Annotated in this window: 3 protein-coding genes; all 3 read right to left on the reverse strand. The window is 62.4% G+C overall.

Annotation, left to right across the window (positions count from 1 at the left end; all coding sequences use genetic code 11):
- A partial coding sequence (locus WB528_RS00610) for a histidine kinase dimerization/phospho-acceptor domain-containing protein (protein ID WP_423886497.1) occupies window positions 1-835 on the reverse strand: 835 nt, incomplete at its 3' end.
- A gap of 155 nt (window positions 836-990) precedes the next feature.
- On the reverse strand, window positions 991-1,458 hold the full coding sequence (locus tag WB528_RS00615) for a hypothetical protein (protein ID WP_423886498.1): 468 nt from the start codon (window positions 1,456-1,458) through the stop codon (window positions 991-993).
- A 925-nt stretch (window positions 1,459-2,383) separates the two neighbouring features.
- A partial coding sequence (locus tag WB528_RS00620; RefSeq protein ID WP_423886499.1) for a hypothetical protein occupies window positions 2,384-2,868 on the reverse strand: 485 nt, incomplete at its 5' end.

Raw genomic sequence — 2,868 nt, forward strand, 5'->3', positions numbered from 1 at the left:
CGGAGGTTTTCACCGCCTTGGCGTAGGTCATCTGCTCCGGCGTCAGCGGGGTGTCGAGCAGCAGGCCGCTCATGCCGATGATGCCGTTCAAGGGCGTGCGGATTTCGTGGCTCGCCATCGCGAGGAAACGCGACTTGGCGCGGTTGGCGGCATCCGCCTGGTCGCGGGCCTCCGAGAGCGCGCGTTCGGTTTCAGTGCGGTCGGTGACGTCGCGGCCGACACATTGCAGCTCAGCAGGCGCGCCGGCATCGAAACGAACCAGCGCCTCGCGCCAGGCGATCCAGCGCGCGCCGAGCGCCGTTTCGATTCGCTGGTCGTGAATCCGCGTGCCATTGGATTCGATCGCGCTTTCGCCCTGTTCGAGCACGGTGAACTGAAAGCGGCTTCCGATCAGCTCAAGCCGATCCTTGCGGGCCAGTTCGCAATAGGCGTCGTTGACGAAGGTGATCTTGCTGTCAGCGTCGCGCAGCACGATCAGGTCGCCCTGCGATTCGAACAGGCTGCGCGCGCGATCCTCGGCTTCCTGCAATTCCCAATTGCGGTCGGCCAGCGCCTCGTTATGCAGCGCGATCTTGCGCATTTTCCGACGCAGGAAACGCAGCCGCATGCTGACGGTCGCCAGCGCCAGGCACGCGATCGCAAACAGGAAACTCGCGCCGATCGCAAAATTGTTGGGATCGTAGCCCGAATGCTCCGACCGGCTGCCGGTGATGAAGCCGTAGGCGCCGCCGAAAGCCGCGGAGAAAATCACAAACGAACGAACGCCCAGCGTGATCCACGGATGACGCCGCGACCAGCGGCGCAGATGCAATTTGATCCGGATCATCCGCCCCATTGCCGATCACCTCATGGTTTTGCGTGTCGTTTATTTGGCGATGAAGATGCAGCTTGCGACCTTGCGAACTGCTTGAGGACACGCCCGTTCCGTGGGCGGCATGCGAACATGGTTAATCAGAAGTCAAGCTGCGTGCGGGGTCTAGTGGAAGCGCATCAGAGCGAGGCGGCTTTTAGCGGATGCCTGCTGACGCCGGCGCCGACGACGAGCGCGGCCGCCTCGCGCTGCGAGAAGGTCCTCGAGCGGACGAAGATTCGATAATCCGAAGGACCTTTATGCGAGAGATAGATCACGGGCATGCCGCTTGCGGCAGTATCCGAAATCGAGACGGCGTGGGTGGCGGGGTTGACTTCGCAGGCGCCGGCCTCCGTGGTGTCGGCGTCGTCGACCAGCGCGAAGTCGGCCGCTTCCGGGCTTTCCGATATCTGCACCCGCACGGTGGCGGCTTTCGGATCGTCGGTGAAGGCGACATGGAGATCGGCGCGCCAGGGCAGTTCGGCGATCTCGACCGACGTGCTGGCGATCGCGATGCAGGGGTGCGGTCCCGGCAGTAGTCCGCCGCGTGCGAAGAACGCGGCGACGAGTAGAGGAACGGCCGAGGCCAGGATCTTGAAACGCAACATGCAACCGCCCGCACATCCCAAGCCTTCGGAACCGAAGGCGTATGGTTGGCGGAGCGTAAATAAAACAGGTTACCGTCGCGTTGACGGGGGGCGTAGCGCTGGCGGAGTTCCCGCGCACTTTGCATCGATTCACGTGTCAAACAGCCAGCGTCCGGGCCTAATGGTTCGAGACGGCGCGAGCGCCTCCTCACCATGAGGTTCAATATGTTCCGCCTGCCGAAACCTCATCCTGAGGAGCGGCGACTTCGCCGCGTCTCGAAGGATGGCCACAAGCGAGACAGCGGTCACACCTTCGCATTCCCGCGGCGCTTGTACGCCCGAGCTATGCATGATTCTTCCGCGTCCCAGAGAGAGGGCGCAGGGAATGCCGGGCGCCCGTTGCGCCCGCAGCCTTGTGTGCGAAATAAAAAAGCACACAAGCGTAGTCACCACGGTCACACCGGATTCACCCGGCATTCCCTACGCGGCTGGTTTTAACGGTTTCCTCCGTGGTCTCCCTGGTGACCGGGCTTTCTTGCCACCATCCCCGCGCAATGCAAAGCATTGTCGCGAGTTGATACCAGCGTCGGGGTATCAGGACGCCACGACTTCGCCGTCCGCAACGCGCGCATTCGTCTGATGCGCTGTCGCGTCCACCGCATCTTCCGCCCAACGTTTAGTGACGATCGCGAAACGCCCCCTTTACCGGGCAGAAGACGCGCGGAAAAATGCCCGTGATTTGCCCGACGTCACAAGCGAAAACGTCTGCGGCGAATTAACGCGACGGGCAAATCAGATAATGCACTTGCCGCGCTTCGGCGGATGTCAAGCGTCATCGTCATTCCGGGGCACAGGCACAATGTCTCGACGCTGGCGGTGCGCTCCCTCTCCCACAAGGGGAGAGGTGAAGAAGAGACTAGCCCTGCGCTGCTATCGCGGCCGAGCGCTAATTACACACCGTCTCCAGCATCATTCCAAATCGCGCCGTCTGACAGTGGGGCGCCTTGGGCGCCGGGTTCTGGAGCTGTGGCGTGCCGGGGTCAACGGCAGGCGCGGGGTGGCCGATCGAACCCGTGATGTCGGCCGGTGCAACCTGCCTGGGCGCGCCAGCCATTTTGGCCAGTTGGCGGCGCTGAAACTCGGTCACGACCTGCGAATGAAGCTGCGCCTTGACCGCTTTCATTTCGATCAGCGTCATCTTGCCCCTCTGCACCTTCTCGGCCAGCATTAAATTGTTGGCCAGTTCCTGGTCCATGAGATCCGGGTACACCATCGACGGTCTCAGCAATTCCATGCTCCGGTTTTCGCACGAGGCGTGCGCGACAGCCTGCCTGATCGGATCCGGGTACTTGCGCCTGCATTCCTCGTTCGCGGCCTGAATTTGGTTCAGGAGCGGTGCAGATGGATTTTGCTGGGCGCGGACTTCGCGAT

This window comes from Bradyrhizobium sp. (genome assembly GCF_049586575.1).
Taxonomy (GTDB): domain Bacteria; phylum Pseudomonadota; class Alphaproteobacteria; order Rhizobiales; family Xanthobacteraceae; genus Bradyrhizobium.

Bases quoted from the DNA above. Each gene is read 5' to 3' on its own strand.
- WB528_RS00615 (WP_423886498.1), bottom strand. From the start codon at position 1,458: ATGTTGCGTTTCAAGATCCTGGCCTCGGCCGTTCCTCTACTCGTCGCC.